The following is a 25618-nucleotide window of genomic DNA, read 5'->3' as shown; positions in this document are numbered from 1 at the left end:
CAATCGATGTTCGGATGCGCGAAAGCTGCGGGTACACAAGCCAGGAGTCAGGAGCCCGGAAACCGCACAGCGCCCACCCCTGCCGGAGGCATCCGTTCAGCAGGACGTCCGAGCGAGCAAGCGATGCGTCAATGTGGGCGAAAGGACGCACGCCCACGACCCCTCGACCGAGCCTCGAGCCCGTCAGAGTTCGGGGTCGACCTGCGCCCCGGCGTGACGCACCGCCGCTGCCCCCGCCACGCTGGCCCGCCGCACAGCTTCAACCCGATCGGCCCCATCCGCGAGCGCCGCAGCGAGCGCCCCGCAGAAGGCATCCCCCGCTCCGGTGGTGTCGACGACCTCCTCGTCCGGCACCGGCATACCCTCGAACCGTTCACCGTCCCAGTCGCAGCCAGCCGCACCAAAGGTCACCAGCAGCGAGCCCGGCACGACCCCGGAGTCGGCCAGCAGCAGTGCCTCGTGCTCGTTGACCACCACGTCGGCGAGCGCGGCCACGTCGGGCGGCAGCGCGGCATACGGGGCGGCGTTGATGACCACCCGCGCACCCGCGCTGTGAGCCGCACGCGCCGCCCGGGCCACGGTGGCCAGAGGGATCTCGAGCTGCATGAGCAGGACGTCGCCCGAGCCCAACCCCGAGCCCAACCCCGAGCCCAACCCCAACCCCGACAGGTCGGGAGGTGAGACCTCGGCGTTCGCGCCGGGGATCACGACGATGGCGTTCTCTCCGCCGTCGTCGACCGTGATCCACGCCTGACCCGAGGCGTGGCCGGCCAGGGTGCGCACGCCGCTGACGTCGATGCCCCGCCCCTCCAACCGCCGCAGGTACGCCTGGCCACCCTCGTCGTCACCGACCGCACCCACCATGGCCACCGCGGCTCCGGCGGCAGCAGCGGCGACCGCCTGGTTGCCGCCCTTGCCGCCGGCATACCGGTGCAGCCCCTCGCCCAGCACGGTCTCGCCCGGCCGCGGGTGCCGCTCGACGGACGTGACGAGGTCGACGTTGAGCGAGCCCAGCACGACGACGCGGCCCATCAGCGCATCCCGCCGCTGACGGTGTCGAGCCACAGGGTCGCGAACCGCTGCGCGTCGACCTCGAGGCACACGTCGATGGTCGAGCGGGCCTGGCCGTGCGGGTCGTGCGAGAGGTCGCCGCCCCAGTCGCGCAGGTCGACGATGGTCCTCCCCCGCGACCACGTGCCCGCCAGCTCGACCCGCACCGGAAGCCGTTCGCGCCGGACCGCGCCCGGCTCGATCACGGCGCACACCGCGCCCGCGTCGCCGATGGTCGCCGAGTCGCTGCCGAACCGCTCGCACTGGAAGGCGATGAGCCGCCCCGCGAGCTCGCTCGCGCCATGGCCCCCGGCCGACACGAGCAGCTCAGCGGTCCCGCGCGAGATGCGCGGGGCATAGAAGACGTCGAGGCCGTACATCGTCACGGCGATGTCGAGGTCAACGCAGGCGTCGAGCACGACCGCCGCCGCCTCGGGGTCGTGGAACACGTTGAACTCCGCCGACGCCGTCGCGTTGCCCGCCTGTGCGGCGCCGCCCATGAAGACGATCTCGCGAATCCCTTGTGCCACCTGCGGATACGTGCGCAGCAGCAGCGCGATGTTGGTGAGCGGGGCCAGCGGGACCAGCGTCACCCGGTGCTCCTCGTCGGCGTATGCCGCCGCCTCGAGGAGCACGTCGCGCAGCACCTCGACGGCGTGCGCGACGACCGGCTGGCGCGGCGACTTCGGCCAGTCGAGGTCGGCCATGCCGTCCAGGCCGTGCACGTGGCGGGCGTCGACCGCCTCCTCGAGCAGGGGGCGTTCGGCGCCGCGGGCCACGACGAGGTCGGGGCGACCAGCGGCGTCGAGCACCGTGAGCGTGTTGGCGACGACCGCGTCGACGTCGGCGTTCCCACCGACACACGTCACGGCGCGCAGGTCGAGCGCGGGGTGCAGGGCGGCGAGCAGGATCGCGCAGGCGTCGTCGACTCCGGTGTCGACGTCGAGGACCACAGGCAGAGCCATGCGATCAGGCCTGGATCTGGGTGACGGGCATCGAGGAGTCCGCCGGCAGCGCGAGGTCGGACGGCATACGCCTCTTGAGCACCATCTGCGCCCCGAGCGAGGCCACCATCGCGCCGTTGTCGGTGCACAGCCCGGGCCGCGGCACCCGCAGGACGACGCCCGCGTCGTCGCAACGCTCCTGGGCCATCGCCCGCAGCCGGGAGTTCGCGGCAACTCCGCCGCCGATCTGCAGGTTCATGACGCCGTGCTCCTTGCACGCGAGGATCGCCTTGCGGGTCAGCACGTCGGTCACGGCCTCCTGGAACGACGCTGCGACATCCGCTACCGGCACCGGCTCACCGGCGGCCTCGCGGGCCTGCACCCACCGGGCGACCGCCGTCTTCAGCCCCGAGAACGAGAAGTCGAAGCGGTGCCGCTCCATGTCGCGCCCGGTGGTCAGCCCTCGGGGGAAGTCGATGGTGATGCGCCCGCCGTCGCGAGCCGCGCGGTCGATGTACGGCCCACCGGGGAACGGCAGGCCGAGCACCCGGGCGACCTTGTCGAAGGCCTCACCCGCCGCGTCGTCGATCGTCGACCCGAGCGAGGTGATCTCGGTCGTCACGTCAGGCACCAGCAGCAGCGACGAGTGCCCCCCGGACACGAGCATCGCGATGGTGGGCTCGGGCAGTGGACCGTGCTCGACGATGTCGACGGCGACGTGCGACGCGAGGTGGTTGACGCCATAGAGCGGCACCCCCAGCGCGACGGCCAGTGCCTTCGCGGCAGCCACCCCCACCATGAGCGCGCCGGCCAGCCCAGGCCCGGACGTCACCGCGATCGCGTCGAGCTGGTCGAGCCGCACCCCCGCCTCGCGAGTGGCGCGCTCGATGGTCGGGACCATCGCCTCGAGGTGGGCACGGCTGGCCACCTCGGGCACGACGCCGCCGAACCGCGCGTGCTCGTCGACACTGCTCGCGATCGCGTCGACCAGCAGGGTCTCGCCCCGGACGATGCCGACACCGGTCTCGTCACACGAGGTCTCCAGACCCAGCACCAGCGGCTCGTCGGCGCGCATCAGGCCTCACCTCCCAGCGACAACCGCATGACCTGGGCATCGACGTCGCCTGGCTGGTAGTACCTGCGGCGGATGCTCACGACCTCGAACCCCTTGGAGTCGTACAGCTTTCGGGCGGCGGCGTTGTCGGCCCTCACCTCGAGCATGAGGTATGCCGCGTGGTCGGCCTGCGCCCGCGCCACCAGCTCGTCGAGCAGCTGGCGCCCCAGCCCCTGACCCTGGGCAGCTGGCGCCACCGCCATGGTCATCACGTCGGCCACCTCGCCCCCGAGGTCGAGCCCGCCATACGCCAGCAGGTCACCCGACGAGGACTCGTGCACGACGTAGGACCGGCGCGGCCGACCGGCGAGTTCGGACCACCACGTGGCCGCAGACCACGCGTCCTGCGGGAACAGCTCGAGCTCGAGCGCGCTCAGTGCCTCGATGTCGGTCCACCGGAGGTCTCTCATGAGCGGGCTCGTTCCGCCGTGGTCAGCGCGTCCGGGCGACGCAGGTAGAGCGGCTCGACCGGCATCGCGACCCCCGCCGCGAGGCGCTGCGCCGCGAGCGCGGCCAGCGAGGTGGCCTGCACGTCGTGCACCGGGACGACCGAGCGGAAGAGCTCGGGGAACAGCAGCGGCCCCCGACCCGCCGTGGGCACAGCGCGCACGTGCTCGGGCAGGTCCGCGGGCCGGTCCACCGCAGGCTCGGTGAGCCGCTGGGCCGCGCCGTTGCGCGCGGCATACCGAGCCCAGTAGACCTCCTTGCGGCGCGCGTCGGTGGCCACCAGGAACTCGCCCTCTCCCACCAGGGCCGCCGCGTCGTACGCCAGGGCGTCGAGGCTGCACACGCCGTGGACGGGTACGCCGCGGGCATGGCCGAACACCAGCGCCGTGACCATGCCGACGCGCAGGCCGGTGAAAGGCCCGGGCCCCGTGCCGACGGCGACATCGGTGACGTCGGCGGGCGAGCGCTCGGCCGACTCGAGGACCTCGGTGACCAGCGGCGCGAGGTGCTCGGTGTGGCCGCGGGCATCGAGCACAGTGGCCGCTGTGGCCAGTCCCCTCACCGCGCAGGGCGACGGTGATGGCCGAGGTGGAGGTGTCGATCGCGAGGAGCAACATCAGCTGGGCTCCGTGAGGGTGCCGAGGCCCGGCTCCGTGAGGACGCCGAGGTGGTCAAGGTGGTCACTGGCCCAGCGGTCGCCGTGCACCGCGACGGATGCTGTCCGGGTCTCTTCGCCCTGCAGGGTGACCTCGAGCCGGTCGTCGGTGAGGTCCTCGGCCAGACCATGACCCCACTCGACGACGGTCACAGAGTCCTCCAGCGCGGTGTCGAGATCAAGGTCGTCCAGCTCGGCGAACCCGCCCAGCCGGTAGGCGTCCACGTGGACGAGGTCGGGGCCACCGACCAGCGACGGGTGGACCCGGGCGATGACGAACGTCGGCGAGGTGATCGGCCCGCGGACGCCCAGCCCCTCGGCAATCCCCTGGGTGAGGGTCGTCTTGCCCGCCCCGAGCCCACCGGTCAGCACGACGAGGTCGCCGGCGCGCAACAGCCGGCCGAGTCGGGCGCCCCAGGCCCGGGTCTGGTCCGCCGTGGGCAGCGGCGGGCTGACCAGCTCACCCATGCCTGCCCCCGCGGCGCGCCTTCGCGACGCGACGGCGCTTGGCGATGTCGGTGACGGTGCGGCGCACGCGAGGCTTGCGATCCATGGCGAGGCCCTCGGCAGCGGCGCGGCGGCCCCGCTCGATCAGCGCCAGGAGCTGCTCGCTCAGCACGTCGGGGTGTTCGAGCATGATGATGTGGCCGGCGTCCTCGACGACCAGGTGCTCGGCGCCCGGCACGAGTCGCACGATGGCGTCGGAGTGGTCGGGGGGCGTGAGGAGGTCCTGCATGCCGTTGACGACGAGGGTCTCGACCCCGTGGAACTGCTCGAGCGCCGCGCGCTTGTCGTGCACGTTGATCGAGGGCAGGAACTCGGCCATGACCTCCAGGGGCGTGCCCATGATCATGTCGCCGGTGTAGCGCACGGTCTGCTGCGACACCGGTGAGGCGAAGCTGTAGTGCTCGACGATGAGGTCCTCGACGTCTCGGCCGAACCGGCGTGCGGTGTTGACCAGCTGCTGGCGCGCCCCGAGCCTGGCCAGGAACCGTGGCCCCAGCCGCCCGACGAACCGACCGAGGAGCTGGCCGAAACCGAGGTCCACCATGTTCTGGCCACCGGCGCTGGTCGCGACGAACGCTGCAGCGACGACCCGATCGCGCACCACCTCGGGGAACTGCTCGGCGAGCGACATCATCGTCATGCCACCCATCGAGTGGCCGATCAGGACGAGGGGGCCCTCGGGAGCGGCCTCCTCGATGACGCGGCGCAGGTCTGCCCCGAGCTGGTCGATCGTGCACGACTCGGCGGGCGCGCGCTCGGACTGGCCGTGGCTGCGCTGGTCCCAGAGCACGACGCGGTAGCCCGCTGCTGCGAGCGCCTTGCGCTGGAGCACCCAGCTCTTGAGGCTCAGGGTGTACCCGTGCGAGAAGACGACGGTGGGCTTGTCGGCCGAGGCCTCGTCGGCGTCGGGCTCGTCGACCTCGACGTGCAGTGGCACACCGTCGTCAGCGAGGACGACGAACTCCTTGTCGGCGGTGTGGGCATAGAGGCCCTGGGGCGCGAGCACCGACAGCCGGGCCTGGCGCTCGCGGGTGGCCCGGCCTGCCGCGACCCCCACAGCCGTGGCGGCACCTGCTGCCGCGAGGCCGATGCCCAGTCCGGTCAGGCTGCGGTTCGACGGGCTCACTGCTCGCCCCCGAGGTGGATCCGCGGGACCCGCGCGCCCACCCGCGTGACGATCTCGTAGTTGATGGTGTCGATGGCGGCGGCCCAGTCCTGCGCGGTGGGCTCACCGGCCGCCCCGACACCGAAGAGGACGACCTCGTCACCCGGCTGGGCGGTGGTGTCGGGGCCTAGGTCGAGGACGAACTGGTCCATGCAGACGCGTCCGGCCACGGCATACCGCTGACGGCCGACCTGCACGGGTCCGACGTTCGTGGCGTGGCGGGGGACGCCGTCGGAGTAGCCCATCGGCACGAGGCCGAGCTTGGTGGCTTGCGGCGTGGTGTAGACGTGGCCGTAGGAGACGCCCTGGCCGGCTGGCGCGTCCTTGACGCTCGACAGCCTCGCCACCAGCCGCATGGCCTCGCGCAGCCCGAAGTCCTCGGGGGCGCCGAGGTCGGGCACCGGCGACAGCCCGTAGACGGAGACTCCGGGCCGGACCAGGTCGTAGTGGGCGGAGGGGTTGGTGAGCGTGGCTGCCGAGTTCGCGAGGTGACGCACCTGCGGGCGGATGCCGGCCCGCGCGGCCTGCTCGAGGATGCCCTCGAACCGCTCCTGCTGGGCCTTGACGGTCGGGTGCTGGGGGGCGTCGGCATACGCGAAGTGGCTGAACAGGCCCACGACCTCGACCGAGCCTGCTGCCTGCGCCGCCGCCAGGTTCGCGAGCAGCAGCTCGAGGTCGGCGTCCCAGGCGCCGTTGCGGCCCAGCCCGGTGTCGACCTTGAGGTGCACCCGCGCCGTGCGGCCGGTGGTGGTGGCAGCCGCCAGCACCTGGTCGAGCGCCCACGCGGTGGAGATGCCCAGGTCGATGCCCTGCTCGAGCGCCGGGGCGAAGTCCTGACCCGGCACGTGCAGCCAGGACAGCACCGGCGCCTGGACTCCTGCTGCACGCAGGGCGAGCGCCTCGGGCAGCTGGGCGACGCCGAGCCAGGTGGCGCCACCGCGCAGCGCGGCGAGGGCACTGGGCACCAGCCCGTGACCGTAGGCGTCGGCCTTGACCACGGCCATCACCTCGGCGTCGCCCGCCCGGGCGTTCAGCGCGGCGACGTTGTCCCTGATCGCGTCGAGGTCGACCAGGGCACACGCGGGAAGCCCCGGCGGGGCCGGGGCGACGGTTGTGCTCACGGGGTGCTCACTCATCACCGTCAAGTCTGTCAGAACCACGACGCCGGAGCCTCTGGGGCCCGCCACGTGCGGCGGGTTGCCGTCAGCGAGCGAGCAGGTGCGCCACCGTCGCCGGTATGCCGTGCGCCACCGCCAGCGCCCGCAGCGGGCCGCCGGGGTTGGCCCGGTCCGCGGCAACACCGTGGACGAGCGCACCGAGGCTGCCGGCATCGAGCGGGGAGAGCCCGGCCGCGAGCAGCACCCCGCACAGGCCCGCAAGCACGTCGCCCGCACCAGCGGTGGCGAGCCAGGGCGGGGCGTCGTTCTGGGAGCGCACCGGCAGTCCGGCGTCCGAGGGCGCGACCACGAGGGTCGTGCTGCCCTTGAGCAGGACCGTGGCCCGGGTGAGGTCGGCAGCCCGTCGGGCGTGCGCGAGGGGGCTGGCGCTGACCTGCTCGCGGGTGACCTCGGCGCCCTCCAGCCGGCTCAGCAGCCGGGCGAGCTCGCCGGCGTGGGGCGTGAGCAGCGTCGGGGCCGATCGGGTGCCCTCGAGCAGGTCGAGACCGCCGGCATCGAGCAGGACCGGCAGGTCGCTGGCCAGCGCCTCGCGGGCTGCGGACAGCTGCTCACGGGTGCCCGCCGCCGACGAGGAGGCGTCGATACCGGGCCCGACGACGTAGGCCTGCACCCGCCCCGTGCCCATGACGGCTTCGGGCACGGCGGCATGGACCAGCGACACCGGGGTGGGAGGGCCGATGTACCGCAGCATCCCGGGGCCGGCCCCGACGGCCGAGGTGCAGCAGAGCACGGCGGCGCCCGGGTAGTCCTCGGTGCCCGCGATGACCCCGAGCACCCCTCGGGAGTACTTGTCGTCCATCGGACCTGGAACGGGCCACAGGTCAGCCACGTCGTCGTGACCAAGGCGCTCGACATCTGCCGACCCGTCGACGGCCAGCCCGATGTCGACCACGGTCAGCCGCCCCACGGCCACCTCGGTCGCCGGGAGCAGGTGCACCGGTTTCGCGACGCCGAACGTCACGGTCTCGTCCGCGAACACCCCGGTCTCCGTGGCGCTCTCGCCACCAGGGTCCTGACCCGACGGCAGGTCGACCGCCACGACGTAGGCCGACTCGGGGATCGCGTCGACCCACGCCACCGCCTCGTCGGGCAGCCCCGGGCGCCCCCCGATGCCGAGCACGCCGTCGACCACGAGATCGGCCCCCCGCAGTGCCGACGCCCAGTCTCCGGACCGGTCGAGGATCCGCACGCCGGCGGCCTGCGCGGCGGCCACAGCCGCTTGGTGCACGCGCCAGCCGCCGTGCAGCGCCACGCAGTCGATGCCGTCCTCAGCGAGCTGGGCCACGGCATACAGCGCGTCCCCGCCGTTGTTGCCCGGCCCCACCAGGGCGACCACGGTGCTGCCGCCGCGCTCGCTCAGCCGGGCGGCGCAGACCGCGGCGAGCCCCCGCGCCGCCCTGCCCATCAGCTCACCCTCGGGGAGCCCGTGCATGAGGGTGGACTCGGCGGCACGGACCCGGTCGGCGGAGTAGGCGGACAGCATGGCTCAGCCCTCGGCGACCACGACGGCCGAGGCGATGCCGGCGTCGTGCGACAGGGAGATGTGCATGGCGTGGACCCCCAGGGCGTCGGCGCGCGCCTCGACCGTGCCCGTGACCTGCAGGTGGGGGCGACCGTCCTCACCGCGGCGAACCGTGCAGTCGTGCCACTGGAGGCCGACCGGGGCGCCGAGCGCCTTGGCCAGGGCCTCCTTGGCCGCGAACCGGGCGGCCAGGGAGTTGAGCGGCAGGCCGCGCTCCTCGGCGGTGAAGAGGCGGTCGAGCAGACCGGGGGTGCGCTCGAGCGTCTGCCCGAAGCGCTCGACATCGACGACGTCGATCCCCACCCCGACGATCACGCCCGCCCGCTCACTCGACCGCTCACTCGACCGTGACCGACTTGGCCAGGTTGCGCGGCTGGTCGACGTCGAGACCCTTGGCGGTGGCCAGGTGCAGCGCGAACACCTGCAGCGGCACCACGGTGAGCAGCGGCGCGAGCAGGGGCGATGTCGCCGGCACCCGGATCACCTCGTCAGCGAACGGCACGACGTCCTCGTCGCCCTCCTCGGCGATCACGAGGGTGCGGGCACCACGGGCCCGGATCTCCTGGATGTTGGAGACGACCTTCTTGTGGAGCTCGTGCGGGGTGCCCGGGCCGGGGACGACGATGAAGACCGGCTGGCCTGCCTCGATCAGCGCGATCGGCCCGTGCTTGAGCTCGCCGGCCGCGAACCCCTCGGCGTGGATGTAGGCCAGCTCCTTGAGCTTGAGCGCGCCCTCGAGGGCGACAGGGAAGCCCACGTTGCGGCCGAGGAAGAGCACCGACCGGGTGTCGGCCATGAACCGCGCGATCTCCTTGACGCGACCCATCCGGCCGAGCAGCTCCTCGAGCTTGGCGGGGATCTCGTGGAGCTCCTTCATCACCGCCTGGGCGTCGTCGGCGAACGTGCCGCCGCGCAGCTGCGCGAGGTAGAGCCCGAGGATGTAGCAGGCGGTGATCTGGGCCAGGAAAGCCTTGGTCGACGCGACCGCGATCTCCGGGCCGGCGTGGGTGTAGAGCACCGCGTCGGACTCGCGCGGGATCGTCGAGCCGTGGGTGTTGCAGATCGACAGCGTCAGCGCGCCGAGAGCGTGCGCGTGCTTGACGGCCATGAGGGTGTCCATCGTCTCGCCGGACTGGCTGATGGACACGACGAGGGTGCGCTCCGTGGCGATGGGGTCGCTGTAACGGAACTCGTGCGCGAGCGCGACCTCGACCGGGATGCGGGTCCAGTGCTCGATCGCGTACTTGGCGACCATGCCGGCGTATGCCGCGGTGCCGCAGGCGACGATCGTGATGCGGTCGACGTCGCGGAGCTGGTCCTCGGTGATCGACATGTCGTCGAGGACGAGGCGTCCGTCGAGGTCGGTGCGCCCGAGCAGCGTGTCGCCCACGGCGTGGGGCTGGTCGTTGATCTCCTTCTCCATGAAGGTCGCGTAGCCGCCCTTCTCGGCCGCCGCGGCGTCCCAGGTGACCTCGTAGTGCTTGCCCTCGGCCGGGCTCCCGTCGAAGCTGACGACCTCGTAGGAGTCAGGAGTGATCGTGACGATCTGGTCCTGGCCGAGCTCGAGGGCGTGACGGGTGTGACCGATGAAGGCGGCGACGTCCGAGCCGAGGAAGTTCTCGCCATCACCCAGGCCGACGACCAGTGGGCTGTTGCGCCGGGCGCCGACGACGACGCCGGGGCTGTCCGCGTGGACGGCGAGCAGCGTGAAGGCGCCCTCGAGCCGGTTGACCACGCCGCGCATCGCGGCCGTGAGGTCACCGGTCGCGGCATACTCACGGGCCACGAGGTGGGCGGCCACCTCGGTGTCGGTCTCGCTCGCGAAGCCCACGCCCTCGGCGAGGAGCTCCTTCTTGAGCTGGTGGAAGTTCTCGATGATGCCGTTGTGGATGAGGGCGAGCTTGCCGTCCTCGCCGCCACGGTGGGGGTGGGCGTTCTCGTCGGTCGGGCCGCCGTGCGTCGCCCACCGGGTGTGGCCGATGCCCGTCGACGCGCCGGGGAGCGCGTCGGCGTCGAGGGCCTCCTGGAGGTTCACGAGCTTGCCGGCGCGCTTCTCGCTGGCCACGCCGTCCTTGGTGACCAGGGCGACGCCAGCCGAGTCGTAGCCGCGGTACTCGAGCCGGGCCAGGCCCTCCATGACGACGTCGAGCGCCCTGCCGTCCGCGTTCGGCCCGACGTATCCCACGATTCCGCACATGCCCCGAAGCCTAACCGGCACCAGCCGTGGGCACGCCATCACACCGTGTCCGCACGCCCTGACCCGCCGTGGGCAACAATGGCGCCCGTGAGCCACCCCGCGAACGGCACCGGCGCCCTCCCCTCGCCCTACGTGGAGATGGACCGTGCCGCGTGGGCGCGACTGCGCCAGAACCAGCCGCTCAGCCTCGGGGCCTCCGACGTCGCGCGGCTCCGCGGCCTCGGCGACCGGGTCGACCTCACCGAGGTGGAGGACGTCTACCTCCCCCTGTCGCGCCTCCTCAACTTCTACGTCGGGGCCACGGCCGGGCTGCACCGCATCACCAGCGACTTCCTCGGCGAACGCCCGGAGAAGACGCCCTTCGTCATCGGCGTGGCCGGGTCGGTGGCCGTCGGCAAGTCCACGACCGCGCGGCTGCTCAAGGAGCTGCTGTCGCGCTGGCCGGGGACCCCCGAGGTCGAGCTGGTCACGACCGACGGCTTCCTCTACCCCAATGCCGAGCTCGAGCGCCGAAACCTGCTGCAGCGCAAGGGGTTCCCCGAGTCGTACGACCGGCGTGCCCTCCTCCGCTTCGTCGCCGAGGTCAAGGCGGGCAAGGCCGAGGTGCAGGCCCCGGTCTACTCGCACCTGACCTACGACATCGTCCCGGACCAGCAGATCGTCATCCGGCAGCCCGACGTCCTCATCGTCGAGGGCCTCAACGTCCTTCAGGCCCCTCGCCTGCAGGCGGACGGGCGCACCGGCCTGGCGATCAGCGACTTCTTCGACTTCTCCGTCTACGTCGACGCCCACCTCGACGACATCCGGCACTGGTACGTCGAGCGCTTCCTGCGGCTGCGCGAGACCGCCTTCGCCGACCCCGACTCGTACTTCCACCGCTATGCCGGCCTCTCCGACGAGGAGGCCCGCGACACCGCCGCCCACATCTGGGCGACCATCAACGAGGTCAACCTGCGCGAGAACGTCCTGCCCACGCGCAGCCGCGCCACCCTCGTCCTGGCCAAGGGCAAGGACCACAGCGTGCGCCGGATCCGGTTGCGCAAGCTCTGAGCCGCTGGGCGCGACTCGCGCCATGATGGGGGTATGCCGCCTGCTTCCGACGCCTCCCCCGCCTCCTCAGCTTCCCCCGCCTCCCCTGCGTCGGCTCCGTCGACCACCGGGGCCCCGACGCGTACCGAGCACGACTCGATGGGCGACGTCGAGGTGCCGGCCGACGCGCTCTGGGGCGCGCAGACGGCGCGCGCCGTCGAGAACTTCCCGATCTCGGGCGAACGGGTGCCGTCCGGGGTGATCCATGCCCTGGCCCTGCTCAAGGGCGCGGCTGCCGAGGTCAACGCCGAGCTGGGGGTGGTCGACGCCGCCCGCGCCCAGGCCATCGGGGTCGCTGCCCGCGCCGTGGCCGACGGCGAGCATGACGACCAGTTCCCTGTCGACGTCTTCCAGACCGGGTCGGGCACCTCCACCAACATGAACGTCAACGAGGTCCTCGCACGGTTGGCGCACCTCGCGACCGGCGAGGCGGTCCACCCGAACGACCACGTCAACGCCGGCCAGTCCAGCAACGACACCTTCCCGAGCGCGTTGCGCATCGCCGCGACCCTCGCCGTGCACCGCGACCTCGCGCCGAGCCTGGTCCACCTCGCGCAGGCCTTGCGGGCCAAGGAGTCCGAGTTCGCGACGGTGGTGAAGGCGGGCCGCACGCACCTCATGGATGCCGTGCCGGTCACCTTGGGTCAGGAGTTCGGCGGCTACGCCCGTCAGGTCGAGCTCGGCGCGGAACGGGTGCTCGTCGCCGCCCAGGCCACGGCCGAGCTCCCGCTCGGCGGGACGGCGGCCGGCACCGGCCTCAACGCGGCCCCCCGGGTTCGCCGCCGCCGTGATCGAGCGCGTCACCGAACGCACCGGGGTCACCTTCCGGGAGGCTCAGGACCACTTCGAGGCGCAGTCGGCCCAAGACGCCGTGGTCGAGCTGAGCGGCGCGCTGCGGGTGGTGGCGGTGAGCCTCACCAAGATCTGCAACGACCTGCGCTGGATGTCCTCCGGTCCGCGCTCTGGCCTGGGCGAGATCCACCTGCCCGACCTCCAGCCCGGCTCGAGCATCATGCCCGGCAAGGTCAACCCGGTCATCCCCGAGGCGACCCTCATGGCGTGCGCCCAGGTCATCGGCAACGACCTGACGATCACGATGGCCGGCGCCTCCGGAGCCTTCGAGCTCAACGTCATGCTGCCGGTGATGGCGCGCACCATCCTGGAGTCGGCTCGCCTGTTGTCCACGACCTCGCGGCTGCTCGCCGACCGCTGCGTGGCCGGGATCGAAGCCGACCGTGAGCGGGCCCTGGAGCTGGCACAAGGGTCACCGTCGATCGTCACGCCGCTGAACCGCTACATCGGCTACGAGGCCGCCGCGGCGGTGGCCAAGCAGTCGATCAAGGAGCGGCGCCCGATCCGCGACATCGTGATCGAGCGCGGCCACGTCGCCGCGGGCGAGCTCACCCAGGAGCAGCTCGACGACGCCCTCGATGTGCTGGCGATGACCCGGCCGCCTCGGTAGCGCGGCCGGCGTCGGGATTCGTGGAGCTCGCCGAACTCAGTACCAGTGGGGCGAGCGGCTCTGCCACTGGTCCCAGGCGCCACAGGGAGTGCCGTACGACGACTTGATGTACTGCAGACCCCAGCGGATCTGGGTCACCGGGTTGGTCTGCCAGTCGGCGCCGACGCTGGCCATCTTCGAGCCGGGCAGCGACTGGGGAATGCCATAGGCGCCCGAGCCGGAGTTGCTGGCGCTGTAGTTCCAGCCGCTCTCGCCCATCCAGAGGTTGTCGAGGCAGCCCCACTGGCTGTCATCGAACCCGAACTCCGAGAGCAGCGCCCGAGCGGCGGCGCGGGGGTCGCTCTGGGCGTTGGTGAGCAGGGCCTGCTTCTTGGCCTCGAGGGCCAGCCGGGCCTTGTCGCGGGCGGCCTTGTCGGAGGCCTCGCGGCGGGCCTTGTCGGCCAGGGCTGCTGCGGCGACGGCGGCCTGACGGTCCTTCTCCTGGGAGGCGGCGAGGCTCGAGTTGACCGCGTTGCGGTCGGCGGCCAGACGGGCCGTGTCCTCGATCTGGGCGTCGGACAGCTCGTTCGCCTGGGCGATGGCCTCGGTGCTCACCGTGAAGGCGGCGGAACCGGTCTGGCGCTTGTCGGCGGCCTGGTAGCCGGCCGCGGTCGTCGCGATGACGGCCAGCAGCAGGCTCGAGGTCACGGCGGGGCGGCGGATGGCCCGGGTGAGACCTGAGCCGTGGGAGGCGGTCCTGCCGGAGGTCTTCACCTGGCGGTGTCGACCCTGGTAGGGCTGGCTCATACGGTGGTCCTCCAAGGGAAAGGCCACCAGATGGTGGCCTCAATCGGTGCCGGATGGGTCCTGCAATGGGGTCCTGCGAGGTGGCCAAGTCGCCCAGGGACATCTGCGATCCGGCACGTTATGAAACCGAGACCTTACCCCAGGCCTGGGGCATATCTCCAATTCGTCCGGCCCGGATGTGACTGGTGTGACGAATGAGGCGAATATCTCGTCCTTTTGGATGACCCGGTTCTGGCGCCCACCGCTCTCGGGGGCGCACGCAGGCGTCTGCGCATACGCCCGTCCCACTGCGCCGAGAGCGGCTCGGGGCGCAGTGGGACGGGTGTATGCGCAGACGGGGCGACCCGGCTCAGACCGGGCGCACCCTCAGACCTCCAGGCCCTCGAGCAGGTCGGTGACGAGCGCGGCAATGGGGCTGCGCTCGCTGCGGGTGAGCGTCACGTGGGCGAACAGCGGGTGCCCCTTGAGGGCCTCGATCACGGCGGCGACCCCGTCGTGCCGGCCGACCCGGAGGTTGTCGCGCTGGGCGACGTCGTGGGTGAGCACCACCCGAGAGTTCTGGCCGATGCGCGACAGCACGGTCAGCAGGACGTTCCGCTCGAGGCTCTGGGCCTCGTCGACGATCACGAACGCGTCGTGCAGGGAGCGTCCGCGGATGTGGGTGAGCGGCAGGACCTCGAGCATGCCGCGGTCCATGATCTCCTCGACGACCTCGTGGGAGACCAGCGCCCCGAGGGTGTCGAAGACGGCCTGGGCCCAGGGGCCCATCTTCTCGGACTCGCTGCCCGGCAGGTACCCGAGCTCCTGGCCGCCCACGGCATACAGCGGCCGGAAGACGACGACCTTGCGCTGCTGGCGTCGCTCCATGACCGCTTCGATGCCGGCGCACAGGGCGAGCGCGGACTTGCCGGTGCCTGCGCGGCCACCGAGGGAGATGATGCCCACGTCGGGGTCGAGGAGGATGTCGAGGGCGATCCGCTGCTCGGCGCTGCGCCCGTGCAGCCCGAACGCGTCGCGGTCACCCCGCACCAGCCGCACCTGCTTGTCGGCACCGACCCGCCCCAGACCGCTTCCCCGCGGCGAGAGCAGGACCAGCCCGGTGTGGCAGGGCATCTCGGCGGCGGCGGCGCTCTCGAGGCGGCCGTTCTCGTAGAGCGCGTCCATCTCGGCGACGGTGACGTCGAGCTCGGCCATGCCGGTCCAGCCGCTGTCGACGGCGAGCTCGGCGCGGTACTCCTCCGCGTCGAGGCCGACCGCCGAGGCCTTGACCCGCATCGGCAGGTCCTTGCTGACCACGGTGACCTCGAAGCCCTCGCTGGCGAGGTTCTTCGCCACCGCGAGGATGCGGGTGTCGTTGTCGCCCAGCCGGAAACCAGCCGGCAACGAGCTCGGGTCGGTGTGGTTGAGCTCCACCCGCAGCGTGCCGCCGTCCTCGCTCACCGGTACGGGCGCGTCCAGACGCCCCTCACGGATCCGCAGGTCGTCGAGCAGGCGCAAGGCCTGGCGCGCGAAGTACCCGAGCTCGGGGTGGTGTCGTTTCGCCTCGAGCTCGGTGACCACGACGACCGGGAGGACGACTTCATGCTCTTTGAACCGCAGCATCGCGCGGGGGTCCGACAGCAGGACCGAGGTGTCGAGGACGAAGGTCCGCCGGCCATCTGGCGCGGCGGTGCGGGTGCGTCGTGCGGGGACCCTGTTCGAAGCGTTCGAGGCCAATGTCTCTCCTTGGCACAGCGCGCCGTAGCCCGGCGCAGTGCGCCTACTCGCGACCGAGGTGCCGGGACCAGGCCACCATGCGGTGGGACCGGTGCCGGCCCTCCGCTCGGAGCTCGAATCGCTCCATCAGGTGGGCCTCCCGAACGCGGGGCGGGCGCTCCACGTCACTGCCGACGGTACGACCCCGCTGGCGTCGCCGTAGGCAACCTCGCGGTGTGTCGCCGAGAGTTCACCCGTCCGTCGGATGCCCGTCTCAGGAGGACGTATGCCGCGCCGTCGGCTACCGCCCGCGAGCCCCTGGTCGGAGCTAGCTCCCGAAGCGCCGGTTGCGGTCGGAGTACGCGCGCAACGCCCGGAGGAAGTCGACGTGCCGGAAGTCGGGCCAGTAGGCCTCGCAGAAGTAGAACTCACTGTGCGCGCTCTGCCACAGCAGGAACCCGGACAGCCGCTGCTCGCCCGAGGTGCGGATCACCAGGTCGGGGTCGGGCTGGCCCTTGGTGTAGAGGTGCTCGGCGATGTGCTCGACCTGCAGCGTCTCGGCGAGCTCCTCGATCGTCGTGCCGTGGGCGGCATGAGCCATGAGCATCGACCGAACCGCGTCGGTGATCTCCTGGCGGCCGCCGTAGCCCACGGCCACGTTGACGGTCATGCCCTGGACGTCCTCGGTGAGGTCAGCGCTCTCTTTGAGCCGGCGCGCGGTCTCGGCCGGGAGCAGGTCGAGGGACCCGACCGGGTTGATCCGCCAGCGCTTGGTCTGGGCGAGGTCCGACACCGCGGTCTCGATGATCGACAGCAACGGGACGACCTCGGCGGCGGGCCTGCTCAGGTTGTCCGTGGACAGCAACCAGAGGGTCACGACCTCGACCCGCGCCTCCTCGCACCAGTCGAGGAAGTTCGCGATGTTGTCGGCGCCGGCCTGGTGGCCCTCTTTGGTGCCGTGGCCCCGCGCAGCCGCCCACCGTCGGTTGCCGTCGAGCATGACGCCCACGTGCCGAGGGAGGGTGGCCTTGGAGAGCCGGCGGCTGAGACGCCGCTCGTACGCGGCATACAGGACGTCGGAGAGAGCCACGCCACCACGCTACCTCCGAGACGGGCTCGGCGTGGCACCCATCGACCGGCAACCCGCCATCGGATGCGCTGAGGCCAGCCTCACAACCTACGCGCTAGTAACCTACGGAACCGTAGGTTACAGTGGAGGCATGACCACGACCCACGGAGCTGACGTCCCGCACTCGGAGCAGGGACCCATCGAGACCGTCGTCGCCGCCGTCAAGCCCCACCTGCGTGGCTGGCTGCATGCCGGCATGGTCCCCCTCGCCGTCGCTGCGGGCATCGTCCTCATCGCCCTGGCCCCCACCACGTCGGGCCGGATCGCCGCAGCCGTGTTCTCGGTCACCGCGTGGCTGTTGTTCGGCACCTCCGCCGTGTACCACCGGGGCAACTGGTCACCGAGGGTCGCCGGGATCCTCAAGCGGATGGACCACTCGAACATCTTCCTCATCATCGCCGGCACGTACACGCCGTTCGCGCTGCTGCTGCCGCCCCACGATGCCCGCACGATGTTGCTCATCGTGTGGATCGGCGCGGCGGCCGGCGTGCTGTTCCGGGTGTGCTGGGTCGGCGCTCCACGCTGGCTCTACACGCCGGTCTACGTCGCCCTCGGCTGGGTGTCGGTGTTCTACCTCGGCCCGATGCTGCACTTCGGTGGACCGGCGATCGTCACCCTGATCGCGGTCGGCGGCCTGCTCTACACCGTCGGTGCGCTCGTCTACGGCATCAAGCGGCCGAACCCCTCACCGCGCTGGTTCGGGTTCCACGAGATCTTCCACACGCTCACCGTCGCGGCCTTCACGGTGCACTACATCGCCGCGTCGATGACCGTGTACGGGCACCACCCGATCAGCTGAGGGCCCGCGCCCACCGGCCCTACGGGGCCTCGGCTCACTGCGCGCGGTTCGTCTCCCAGAGACCGATGACGTTGCCCTCGGGGTCGGTGAAGTAGGCGGTCCAGCCCATCTCGGCGACGGGCCGCTTGCCCATCAGGACGGCCCCGCCCTTGGACTCCACCTCGGTCAGGGTCGCCTCGATGTCGTCGACATCGATCACGACGGTCGGTGTGGCGAAGCCCTCCGCCCGCGGACCCATCCCACCGTTGATGAAGCCCGGCTCGGTCGGCCCCTGGTCGCCGGTCGGGCCGGTGGAGACCATCGTGTAATCCATGCCCGGGTAGGACTGCACGTCCCAGCCGAACAGGCCCGAGTAGAACGCCCGCGCGCGGTCACCGTCGTCGAACGGGATCTCGAAGTGGACGATGCGACCGCTCATGATGACCTCCTGCTGGGAGCTACGGGCTGGGGTTCCCAGTCTGCCCGTCCGACCCCGGCTCGTCATCCGCCTCGGGCGTGTCGGCCTCGGTGCCGGTCTTGCCCTCGGCTTCGGCCCGGCGCTGAAGCTCCTCGGCCCGGTAGGACATCCGGCGCATCCGGGCGTTCATGTTGCGCATGAGCAGGTAGAGCGCCACCGCGAGCACGAAGAAGGCCAGGAAGCCCCAGATACCGGGCGAGATCAGGGTCGACGGCTCGCCGTTCACACCGTCGCTCCCTTGCGGCCGTCATAGGCGATCTCGAGGTCCCGGCGGGTCGCGAGCGCGTCAGCAGCAACCACCTCGGTGACGCCCGCGAACAGGTCGTCCTCGACCGGCTCGATCGGGACGTAGGACAGCGCGGCCTCGTAGTCCTCCGTCGGCCAGGCCTTGGCCTGCAGGTCACGCGGCACCTTGAACCAGGGCCCGTCGGGGTCGACCTGGGTCGCGTGGGCGAGCAGTGCCTGGTCCCGTTGGTCGAAGTAGTCGGCGCACGGGACGCGCGTGGTGATGGTCCGGGCCGGGCGGTCGCCCCAGTTCTCGAGCCACTCGGCATACGGGCTCTCCTCGCCCAGCGCGGTGAGGGCCTCGTGGAAGGCGACGATCCGGTCCTTGGTGAAGGTCTGGTGGTAGTAGATCTTCAAGGGCTGCCAGGGCTCACCCGCATGGGGGTATGCCGCGGGGTCACCCGCGGCATCGAACGCCGCCATCGACACCCGGTGGCACATGATGTGGTCGGGGTGCGGGTAACCACCGATCTCGTCATAGGTCGTCATCACGTGGGGTCGGAACCGGCGGATCTCGCGGACCAGCGCCTCGGTGGTGACGTCGAGCGGCTCGAGCCCGAAGCACCCGTCGGGCAGTGGCGGCAGCGGGTCGCCCTCAGGCAGTCCTGAGTCGACGAAACCGAGCCAGGTGTGCTGGACCCCCAGGATCTCCTGGGCGCGCTGCATCTCCTCGCGCCGCACCCGGGGCAGGTCGCGGGCGATGTGCGGGTCGTCCTTGAGCCGGGGGTTGAGGACGTCGCCGCGCTCGCCCCCGGTGCACGACACGACGAGCACGTCGCGCCCTGCGGCGACGTACTTGGCCATCGTCGCCGCCCCCTTGCTCGACTCGTCGTCGGGGTGCGCGTGCACTGCCATGAGCCGCAAACGGTCAGCCACCTGCTCAACCTCTCTCACCATCACGGACAATGGGGTGTCCGTCCCTGCGGACACCAGCCGTTGGACATCCTCTCACCAGTCAGAAGGGCTCCGTCATGCCACTCCCCCGCCCCGCCCCCGGCACCGGGAAGTGGTGGGTCGTCGGCATCATCGGCTGCACGATCGGGGTCGCGCTCGCCACTTGGCTCGGCCTGGCGAACACCCTCGGCCAGGTCACCTGGACCGACACCGGCTACAAGGTCATCGACGACCGGTCGGTCCGCGTCGACTTCGACGTCCACCGCCAGTCCGGTCAGGCGGTCACCTGCCGGGTGCACGCGCTGGACCGGACCTTCGCCGTCGTGGGCGTGGTCGACGTCGCCGTGCCCGCCACGGCCGCGCCCTCCGTGCACCGACAGGTGCTCGTGCGCACCGCCTCGCGGGCCGTGACGGGAGTCGTCGAGACCTGCTCACCCACGCCCTGAACCGGGTCTCGTCGTCGGGGTCGAAATGGACCGTTTCCGGCGTCTGGCTGTAGTCTTGTCCTTTCACCGAGCGGTCTGGACCTGAGCACGCGAACGTGTCAGGGTCCGGGCCGTTACGCGTAGGACCCCTCTCTGCGGCGCACCCGCGCCCCCGGGAACCCAATCAAGGAGTACGACGTGAGCGACACCGCGACCCCCACCGCGAGCTATCTGACCCAGGAGGCCTTCGACCGTCTGAAGGCCGAGCTGGACCAGCTCTCCGGCGAAGGCCGCACGGAGATCGCCAAGAAGATCGAGGCGGCCCGTGACGAGGGCGACCTCAAGGAGAACGGCGGCTACCACGCAGCCAAGGAGGAGCAGGGCAAGATGGAAGCCCGCATCCGCCAGCTGACCCAGCTGCTCGAGAACGCCACCGTGGGCGAGGCCCCGGCCGACAACGGGGTCGTCACCCCGGGCATGGTCGTCACGGTCGAGATGTTCGGCGACGAGATGGAGTTCCTGCTGGGCTCGCGCGAGATCGCCGATGGCTCCGACCTCGAGGTCTACAGCGAGAAGTCCCCGCTGGGCGCGGCCATCGCCGGCAAGAAGATCGGCGACGCCGCGACCTACCACGTGCCCAACGGCAAGACCATCAAGGTCACCGTGAAGGCCGCGAAGCCCTACGTGCCCTGATCGGGCCGCACCTGCGCGCGACGACGAAGGGCCGCACCCTGAGGGTGCGGCCCTTCGTCGTCGCGACAGTCAGCTGAACTTGAGCTGGTACCCCTTGCCGCGGAGGGTGCGCAGCACCTCTTCGCAGTGCTGGGGACCGCGGGTCTCGAGCTGCAGGCCGATCTCGACCTCGTCGACCGTGATGGTGGTGCCGGTGCGGATGTGCTCGACCTCGAGGACGTTGGCGTCCACGGCGGCGCAGTCGGCCAGCAGCTTGGCCAGGTGTCCGGGACGGTCGGACACCCGCACCCGGAACTGCAGGTAGCGCCCGGCCGCGGCCATGCCGTGCCGCAGGATGCGCAGCAGCAGCAGGGGGTCGATGTTTCCACCGGAGAGCACGGCGACCACGGGACCCTCGAGCCGCTGGCCAGCGCGCTCGAGCAGGTGGGCCACGGCAGCCGCCCCGGCCGGCTCCACGACGAGCTTGGCCCGCTCGAGCAGGAACAACAGCGCCCGGGAGAGCGCCTCTTCGCTGACCGTCTCGACGCCGTCGACGAGATCGCGGACCAGAGCGAACGGCACGTCGCCCGGCATACCCACGGCGATGCCGTCAGCCATGGTCTGCATGTTCTCGAACGCCACGGGCTTGCCCGCGGCGAGCGAGAGCGGATAGGCGGCGGCCTGCTCCGCCTGCACGCCGACGATCCTGACATCAGGACGCGAGGCCTTGACCGCCACCGCGATGCCGGACAGCAGTCCGCCGCCGCCCGCGCTCACGACGATGGTCTTGACGTCGGGGCACTGGTCGAGGATCTCCAGGCCGGCCGTGCCCTGGCCCGCGACGATGTCGGCGTGGTCGAAGGGATGGATCAGCACGGCTCCCGTCTGCGCCTCCCACTCGCGCGCCTTCACCAGGCACTCGTCGATCGTGGTGCCGATCTGCTCGATCGTGGCGCCGTAGGCCCGGGTCGCCGTCAGCTTGGGCATCGGCGCGCCATGGGGCATGTAGACCTTGACGTCGATGCCGAGGAGCTGCCCGGCCAGGGCCACCCCCTGGGCGTGGTTGCCCGCGCTCGCCGCGACGACGCCACGTGCCTTCTCCTCCTCGGAGAGCCGGGCCATGCGGGTGTAGGCGCCACGGATCTTGAAGGAGCCAGCGCGTTGGAGGTTCTCGCACTTGAGGTAGACCTCGGTGCCGACGCGGTCGGCGAGGGCCCGGCTGTACTCGAGGGGGTGGGACGGACGACTCCGCTGAGCAGGTCTTGCGCAGCGCGGATGTCGTCGACGGAAACGGACAGCGACGGTGATGCCATGGGCGCAGGCTAGTCCCTCGCCCATGGCACCACGACGGCTACTGGTGCACCCTCCGCTGGAACGCCCGGATCGCCAGTGGCGCGAGGATGACGGTGAGCCCGACCGTCCAGATCAGGGTTGTCAGGATCGGATGGTGCAGCGGCAGCTGGGCGTCGGCAGGCACCGGTTGGTCGTTGCCCCACAGCTGTCGAACCGCCTGGACCAGCGACGAGATGGGGTTCCACTCGGCGATGACGCGCAGCCAGTGCGGCATGTTCCCGGTCGGCGCGAACGTGTTCGCCAGGAACGTGATCGGGAACATCGTGGTGAACATCAGGCCGTTGACCGACTCGACCGAGCGCATCGCGGACCCGACCAGGATCCCGACCCAGATCATCGCGAAGCCCCACATGAGCAACAGCAGGTAGGCCAGGACCGCATGCGGCAGGCCGTCGCGGACCCGCCACCCGACGAAGAGGCCGGTGACGGACATGACGAGGATGCCGATGCTCGAGTGCATGAGGCTGGAGATGCTCCGGCCGACCAGCACGGCTGCGGGGTTGATCGGCAGCGACCGCATGCGGTCGACGATGCCCTTGTCGATGTCGGCGGTGAGCCCGACCGCCACGACGAACGAGGAGAAGGCGATCGTCTGGCCCATGATCCCGGCCATCAGCCACTCGCGGTAACCCGCCGGGGAGCCGTGGACGGCGATGGAGCCGCCGAAGACGTACGCGAACAGCAGCACGAACATCACCGGCTGGACGGTGACGTCCATCAGCATCTCGGGCATCCGCTTGATGTGGATCAGGTTGCGTCGCGTGATCGCCAGCGACTGGCGCAGCAGGCCGGTCGGGCGGATCTCGGGTCGGGCCAGGCCACTGGCCGTGGCGCGGACGGTGGTGTCGGTGCTCATGAGGCCTTCTCCTGAAGCTCGCTGCCCTCGGCCTGTTCGGCCCGGTGGCCGGTGAGGTTGAGGAAGACGTCGTCGAGGCTCGGCCGCTTGAGGCCGAGGTCGTCGAGCTGGATCTGGCTGCCCTCGAACACGGCAGCGATGCGGGTCATGTCGCGCAGCCCGTCGGCCGGGGCAGTCAGCTGGCGGGCGCCAGCGTCGACGTGCACCTCGCTGACGTGGGTGCGCAGCAGCCCCTCGGCCGCCTCGAGGTCCTCGGCCTTGGACACCGTGAGGACGATCGCGGCCTTGCCACTGCGGTCCTTGAGCTCGAGCGCCGTGCCCTCGGCGATGACGCGGCCCTTGTCGATCACGACGATCCGGTCGGCGAGCTGGTCGGCCTCCTCGAGGTACTGGGTCGTCAGCAGCAGGGTGGTGCCGTCGCTCACCAGGCCGCGCAGGACCTCCCAGAGCTCGACGCGACTGCGTGGGTCGAGCCCGGTGGTCGGCTCGTCGAGGAACAGTACCGGCGGGGTGGCGATGAGACTGACCGCGAGGTCGAGGCGCCGCCGCATGCCGCCGGAGTAGGTCTTGACCACGCGACTGCCGGCCTCGGTCAGCGAGAAGCGCTCGAGCAGGTCCTCACTGGCCTGCTTGACGTAGGAGCGGGACAGTCCGTAGAGCGAGCCGATCAGCCGCAGGTTCTCGCGACCGGTGAGCAGCTCGTCGACGGTGGCCGCCTGACCGGTGAGCCCCATCGACCGTCGCACGGCATCGGGGTCGGTCAGCACGTCGTGCCCCGCCACGCGGGCCGTACCACTGGTCGGCCTGGCGAGGGTGGTCATCATGCGCACGGTTGTCGTCTTGCCGGCGCCGTTGGGACCGAGCATCCCGAGCACGGTGCCCTGGGGCACCGAGAAGCTCACGTCGTCGACGGCCCGCTGGTCCCCGAAGGTCTTGACGAGGTGCTCCGCCTCGATCGCCATGGTGGTCACCTGATGACCCTATGCGGGTGGCGTGCTCGAGTTCGATCCATTTTCTCCCCTTCGATCTCGCGTTATATCGCGTTTAGAACACGTTATATCGCGTATGGCGTGCAGCACAAGACCCCACCCGCCTGGTCACCCGCGGCACAGACAGAACGGATGCCCAGCCGGGTCGAGGTAGACCCGGAAGCTGCCGGTCTCGGACGGCTGGTGCTCGTGCACCGTCGCACCCGCGGCGAGCACGGCGGGCTCGGCAGCGTCGATGTCGGGGACGGTGAAGTCGAGGTGGAAGTGCTGCGGGCGTGGCCCCTCCGGCCAGGTCGGTGGCTGGTAGCCCACGACCTGCTGGAACGCCAGGCTGATCAGGCCCGGACGCCGGCCTGGCTCACCCTCGCTCCCGGACGGAACCAAGGTCACCCAGTCGTCGGACGACTCGTCCTCGACCGACCAGCCGAGGATCTGGGCGTAGAAGGCGCCGAGCGCCCGCGGGTCGGGGCAGTCGAGGACCACGAGGTCCAGCACCGGGCGGAGCGTCGGCGTCTGCGTCCGGGAAGTCTGCGTCATGGGGCGACGCTACGACCACCCACCGACAACGGGCCCGGCTCGCTCCCCGAGACCTCCTCCGGGACCTCCCCCGCGATCTCCCCCGCGACCGCCGCGACGAGGTGCGCGGCCAGGTTCCGCGAGGCCTCGGGGTGGGCCTCGCGGAGCAGCCCGACCGCGAAGACCAGGTAGGCGGCATCGGTGACCGTCACCGCGTCGCGGGGGACCTTCCAGCCGCCTGCGTGGTCGGTGGTCACTGCGCCGAGCACGGTGTCTCGCTCCTGCGGCGATGCGTGCCGCAGCACGCCTCCGGACCCGATGACGAGCCGCACGTCCGCGAGCGGGCGGGGCCCGGATCCCTGTGCTGGGGGACGCGCATGGCGGCGGACCGCGACGAGCGCCGCCGTCCGCGCGAGGGCGAGGTCGAACGCGTGCTCACCCGCGTCGAGCGGGAGGTGGCCGGGGCGCGCCGCGACGTGCGCGGCATACGCCTCGAGCCCGTCGGGAACCTGGAGGTGCTCACGCCCAGCCGCCTCGACGACGCCCTCGGCGTTCCACCGCATGCCGAGGTCGGCCTCGACCGTGCGCGCCTGCCACAGCGGCGCCACGACGTCCTTGGCGAACCCGGCGTCCTCGCCCTGCGGTCGCAGCGCGGAGTAGACGTCGGTCGTCGCACCACCGATGTCGACCACCATGACGTCGGCGTCGATGAGGTCGGCCAGCACTTCGACGCCGCCGAGGACGGCATCCGGCGTGGGGGCCTGCACCATCGCCGCGAACCGCGGGCCGCGGGACAGCCCCTTGCCGCCGATGACGTGATCGAGGAAGGCGTGGCGGATCGCGGTGCGTGCGGACTCCGGCGCGATGACGCCGATGGCGGGCAGCACGTTGTCGGCCATGCTGACGTGGCGCCCCGTCGATCGAAGCACGGCGGTCACCTTCGGACGGGCTTCGACGTTGCCGGCGACCACCACCGGCGCTCCGATCCGAGCCTTCGCCAGGCGAGTCGCGTTGTGCAGCAACACCTCCGCGTTACCGCCATCGGTGCCGCCGACCAACAGGACGAGATCGGGCTCGCTCGCCCGCAGCGCCGCGACGTCGGGCCCGGACATCGGCCCGCAGGCCACGTGGACGACGCGCGCACCGGCGCTCAGCCCGACGCGGTGGCCGGCCTGAGCCGTGACGTCGCGCTCGTAGCCGACCACGGCGAGGCGCAGTCCGCCGCCGGCGCTGGAGCAGGCGAGTACCTCCTCGACCTCGCCATGAGGCTCGAGCTCGCGGCACAGCGCGTGGTAGCCGTCGAGGACGTCGGTGTCGATGGTCGTGCGGGTCGCCGCGGTCGCGACCACCGCGCCGGAGGAGTCCACGAGCACGGCCTTGGTGAACGTCGACCCGAAGTCGACGCAGAGCAGCAGCGCCACGTCAGGTGACC

General features: G+C 71.4%; 26 protein-coding genes and 1 pseudogene. 5 read left to right on the top strand and 22 right to left on the bottom strand.

Annotated features, from left to right (window positions below; translation table 11 throughout):
- Positions 1-183: 183 nt before the first annotated feature.
- The 11 genes from GKE56_RS16335 to glmS form a co-directional block, all read right to left on the bottom strand.
- Entirely contained in the window at positions 184-1032 is an 849-nt protein-coding gene (locus tag GKE56_RS16335; protein ID WP_154685442.1) for a PfkB family carbohydrate kinase, read from the bottom strand.
- Positions 1032-2015 (bottom strand): nucleoside hydrolase, encoded by a 984-nt coding sequence (locus GKE56_RS16330; protein ID WP_154685441.1) that lies wholly within the window; start codon positions 2013-2015, stop codon positions 1032-1034. Before GKE56_RS16330 ends, GKE56_RS16335 begins: the two co-directional genes overlap by 1 nt.
- Positions 2016-2019: 4 nt before the next feature.
- A complete protein-coding gene (gene tsaD / locus GKE56_RS16325; RefSeq protein WP_154685440.1) occupies positions 2020-3069 on the bottom strand; it encodes a tRNA (adenosine(37)-N6)-threonylcarbamoyltransferase complex transferase subunit TsaD in 1050 nt (349 codons plus the stop codon).
- Positions 3069-3518, bottom strand: coding sequence for a ribosomal protein S18-alanine N-acetyltransferase (gene rimI, locus GKE56_RS16320; protein ID WP_154685439.1), 450 nt, complete (start codon positions 3516-3518; stop codon positions 3069-3071). The genes tsaD and rimI overlap by 1 nt, the downstream gene beginning before the upstream one ends.
- Positions 3515-4090 (bottom strand): tRNA (adenosine(37)-N6)-threonylcarbamoyltransferase complex dimerization subunit type 1 TsaB, encoded by a 576-nt coding sequence (tsaB, locus tag GKE56_RS16315; RefSeq protein ID WP_230209044.1) that lies wholly within the window; start codon positions 4088-4090, stop codon positions 3515-3517. Before tsaB ends, rimI begins: the two co-directional genes overlap by 4 nt.
- 81 nt (positions 4091-4171) lie before the next feature.
- A complete protein-coding gene (gene tsaE / locus GKE56_RS16310) occupies positions 4172-4678 on the bottom strand; it encodes a tRNA (adenosine(37)-N6)-threonylcarbamoyltransferase complex ATPase subunit type 1 TsaE (protein WP_154685438.1) in 507 nt (168 codons plus the stop codon).
- The gene (locus tag GKE56_RS16305) at positions 4671-5843 is read right to left on the bottom strand and encodes an alpha/beta fold hydrolase (RefSeq protein WP_154685437.1); all 1173 of its coding nucleotides are present in this window, start codon (positions 5841-5843) and stop codon (positions 4671-4673) included. Before GKE56_RS16305 ends, tsaE begins: the two co-directional genes overlap by 8 nt.
- Positions 5840-7018: an alanine racemase gene (gene alr, locus GKE56_RS16300; protein ID WP_154685436.1), complete on the bottom strand. Its 1179-nt coding sequence runs from the start codon at positions 7016-7018 to the stop codon at positions 5840-5842. The genes GKE56_RS16305 and alr overlap by 4 nt, the downstream gene beginning before the upstream one ends.
- A gap of 67 nt (positions 7019-7085) precedes the next feature.
- Complete coding sequence (locus tag GKE56_RS16295) at positions 7086-8543, bottom strand: bifunctional ADP-dependent NAD(P)H-hydrate dehydratase/NAD(P)H-hydrate epimerase (RefSeq protein ID WP_154685435.1); 1458 nt, start codon at positions 8541-8543, stop codon at positions 7086-7088.
- A 3-nt stretch (positions 8544-8546) separates the two neighbouring features.
- On the bottom strand, positions 8547-8897 hold the full coding sequence (locus tag GKE56_RS16290) for a holo-ACP synthase (RefSeq protein WP_154685434.1): 351 nt from the start codon (positions 8895-8897) through the stop codon (positions 8547-8549).
- Between the two features lie 22 nt (positions 8898-8919).
- Positions 8920-10779 (bottom strand): glutamine--fructose-6-phosphate transaminase (isomerizing), encoded by a 1860-nt coding sequence (gene glmS, locus GKE56_RS16285; protein WP_154685433.1) that lies wholly within the window; start codon positions 10777-10779, stop codon positions 8920-8922.
- A 78-nt stretch (positions 10780-10857) separates the two neighbouring features.
- Between glmS and coaA the strand changes: the two genes are divergently transcribed.
- A complete protein-coding gene (gene coaA / locus GKE56_RS16280; protein ID WP_154685432.1) occupies positions 10858-11829 on the top strand; it encodes a type I pantothenate kinase in 972 nt (323 codons plus the stop codon).
- 138 nt (positions 11830-11967) lie between these two features.
- Positions 11968-13330, top strand: a pseudogene (locus GKE56_RS16275) (class II fumarate hydratase).
- Between the two features lie 36 nt (positions 13331-13366).
- Here the strand turns inward: GKE56_RS16275 and GKE56_RS16975 are convergent.
- The 3 genes from GKE56_RS16975 to GKE56_RS16260 form a co-directional block, all read right to left on the bottom strand.
- Positions 13367-14116: a hypothetical protein gene (locus GKE56_RS16975; RefSeq protein ID WP_195908186.1), complete on the bottom strand. Its 750-nt coding sequence runs from the start codon at positions 14114-14116 to the stop codon at positions 13367-13369.
- 366 nt (positions 14117-14482) lie between these two features.
- Positions 14483-15718: a PhoH family protein gene (locus tag GKE56_RS16265; RefSeq protein ID WP_230209352.1), complete on the bottom strand. Its 1236-nt coding sequence runs from the start codon at positions 15716-15718 to the stop codon at positions 14483-14485.
- 421 nt (positions 15719-16139) lie between these two features.
- Complete coding sequence (locus tag GKE56_RS16260; protein WP_154685430.1) at positions 16140-16901, bottom strand: isoprenyl transferase; 762 nt, start codon at positions 16899-16901, stop codon at positions 16140-16142.
- 130 nt (positions 16902-17031) lie between these two features.
- Here GKE56_RS16260 and GKE56_RS16255 point away from each other — a divergent pair, with 130 nt between their 5' ends.
- The gene (locus GKE56_RS16255) at positions 17032-17739 is read left to right on the top strand and encodes a hemolysin III family protein (RefSeq protein WP_154685429.1); all 708 of its coding nucleotides are present in this window, start codon (positions 17032-17034) and stop codon (positions 17737-17739) included.
- 34 nt (positions 17740-17773) lie between these two features.
- Here GKE56_RS16255 and GKE56_RS16250 read toward each other — a convergent pair whose 3' ends face one another.
- Genes GKE56_RS16250 through mca form a run of 3 tightly spaced genes read right to left on the bottom strand, consistent with a single transcriptional unit; the run spans position 17774 to position 19357 of the window.
- Positions 17774-18157 (bottom strand): VOC family protein, encoded by a 384-nt coding sequence (locus GKE56_RS16250; protein ID WP_154685428.1) that lies wholly within the window; start codon positions 18155-18157, stop codon positions 17774-17776.
- Between the two features lie 19 nt (positions 18158-18176).
- Entirely contained in the window at positions 18177-18422 is a 246-nt protein-coding gene (locus GKE56_RS16245) for a hypothetical protein (protein WP_154685427.1), read from the bottom strand.
- Positions 18419-19357, bottom strand: coding sequence for a mycothiol conjugate amidase Mca (gene mca / locus GKE56_RS16240; RefSeq protein WP_230209042.1), 939 nt, complete (start codon positions 19355-19357; stop codon positions 18419-18421). Before mca ends, GKE56_RS16245 begins: the two co-directional genes overlap by 4 nt.
- Positions 19358-19452: 95 nt before the next feature.
- Between mca and GKE56_RS16235 the strand changes: the two genes are divergently transcribed.
- Positions 19453-19821, top strand: a complete 369-nt coding sequence (locus GKE56_RS16235; RefSeq protein WP_154685426.1) for a DUF4307 domain-containing protein — start codon at positions 19453-19455, stop codon at positions 19819-19821.
- A gap of 177 nt (positions 19822-19998) precedes the next feature.
- Positions 19999-20493 carry a transcription elongation factor GreA gene (gene greA / locus GKE56_RS16230; protein ID WP_154685425.1) on the top strand — a complete coding sequence of 165 codons (495 nt, stop codon included), beginning with the start codon at positions 19999-20001 and terminating at the stop codon, positions 20491-20493.
- A gap of 69 nt (positions 20494-20562) precedes the next feature.
- On the opposite strand, the gene ilvA is transcribed toward greA, so the two are convergent.
- The 5 genes from ilvA to GKE56_RS16205 form a co-directional block, all read right to left on the bottom strand.
- A complete protein-coding gene (gene ilvA / locus GKE56_RS16225) occupies positions 20563-21810 on the bottom strand; it encodes a threonine ammonia-lyase (RefSeq protein ID WP_370518423.1) in 1248 nt (415 codons plus the stop codon).
- Between the two features lie 13 nt (positions 21811-21823).
- Positions 21824-22681 (bottom strand): ABC transporter permease, encoded by an 858-nt coding sequence (locus tag GKE56_RS16220; protein WP_154685424.1) that lies wholly within the window; start codon positions 22679-22681, stop codon positions 21824-21826.
- Positions 22678-23643, bottom strand: coding sequence for an ATP-binding cassette domain-containing protein (locus GKE56_RS16215; RefSeq protein WP_154685851.1), 966 nt, complete (start codon positions 23641-23643; stop codon positions 22678-22680). The genes GKE56_RS16220 and GKE56_RS16215 overlap by 4 nt, the downstream gene beginning before the upstream one ends.
- A 135-nt stretch (positions 23644-23778) precedes the next feature.
- The gene (locus GKE56_RS16210) at positions 23779-24207 is read right to left on the bottom strand and encodes a VOC family protein (RefSeq protein ID WP_154685423.1); all 429 of its coding nucleotides are present in this window, start codon (positions 24205-24207) and stop codon (positions 23779-23781) included.
- The gene (locus tag GKE56_RS16205) at positions 24204-25607 is read right to left on the bottom strand and encodes a glutamate mutase L (protein ID WP_154685422.1); all 1404 of its coding nucleotides are present in this window, start codon (positions 25605-25607) and stop codon (positions 24204-24206) included. Before GKE56_RS16205 ends, GKE56_RS16210 begins: the two co-directional genes overlap by 4 nt.
- Positions 25608-25618 lie beyond the last annotated feature (11 nt).

Origin of the sequence: Nostocoides sp. HKS02 (assembly GCF_009707485.1) — a bacterium.
GTDB lineage: Bacteria > Actinomycetota > Actinomycetes > Actinomycetales > Dermatophilaceae > Pedococcus.
The sequence above is the reverse complement of the archived record's forward strand: the minus strand, read 5'-3'. Positions and strand labels throughout refer to the sequence as shown.